1 protein-coding gene is annotated in these 1,135 nt (G+C 54.6%); it reads right to left on the reverse strand.

From position 1 onward, the window contains the following. Positions 1-1,135 (reverse strand): elongation factor Tu (gene tuf, locus ACMGEE_RS21680; RefSeq protein ID WP_436830632.1); only part of this gene is annotated, 1,135 nt, incomplete at both ends.

Genomic DNA, 1,135 nt, shown 5'->3' on the forward strand with positions numbered 1-1,135 from the left:
CCTTCACGGATTGCGAAACGCAGACCGTCGTCCATTGCGATTGGGTGGATCAGGGTAACAACCATTTTGATGTTGTCGCCTGGCATAACCATCTCAACGCCTTCCGGCAGCTCGATGGTACCGGTCACGTCAGTTGTACGGAAGTAGAACTGTGGACGGTAGCCTTTGAAGAACGGAGTATGACGGCCGCCTTCGTCTTTGGACAGGATGTAAACCTCAGACTCGAACTGAGTGTGTGGCTTGATGGTGCCTGGCTTAGCCAGAACCTGGCCACGCTGGATATCTTCGCGCTTGATACCGCGCAGCAGGATACCACAGTTCTCGCCCGCACGACCTTCGTCCAGCAGCTTACGGAACATCTCAACGCCGGTACAGGTTGATTTCACGGTATCTTTGATACCAACGATTTCAACTTCTTCGCCGACTTTAACGATACCGCGCTCTACACGACCGGTAACAACGGTACCACGACCGGAGATGGAGAATACGTCTTCGATTGGCAGCAGGAACGGCTTGTCGATTGCGCGCTCTGGTTCCGGGATGTAGTTATCCAGGTGACCGGCCAGCTCGATGATTTTCGCTTCCCACTCGGCGTCGCCTTCCAGCGCTTTCAGCGCGGAACCGTGAACGATTGGGGTGTCGTCGCCAGGGAAGTCGTACTGTGACAGCAGGTCACGTACTTCCATCTCAACCAGCTCCAGCAGCTCTTCGTCATCAACCATGTCGCACTTGTTCAGGAACACGATGATGTAAGGAACGCCAACCTGACGGCCCAGCAGGATGTGCTCACGGGTCTGCGGCATTGGGCCGTCAGTCGCAGCAACAACCAGGATAGCGCCGTCCATCTGCGCAGCACCGGTGATCATGTTTTTCACATAGTCGGCGTGGCCAGGGCAGTCAACGTGCGCGTAGTGGCGAGTCGGGGTGTCATACTCAACGTGAGAAGTGTTGATGGTGATACCACGAGCTTTTTCTTCTGGTGCGTTATCGATCTGGTCGAATGCACGAGCAGAACCGCCGTAGGTTTTAGCCAGAACGGTGGTGATAGCAGCAGTCAGGGTAGTTTTACCGTGGTCAACGTGGCCGATAGTACCAACGTTGACGTGCGGTTTGGAACGTTCAAATTTTTCTTTAG

It is taken from the genome of Erwinia artemisiae (assembly GCF_051400835.1).
Lineage (GTDB): Bacteria > Pseudomonadota > Gammaproteobacteria > Enterobacterales > Enterobacteriaceae > Erwinia > Erwinia aeris.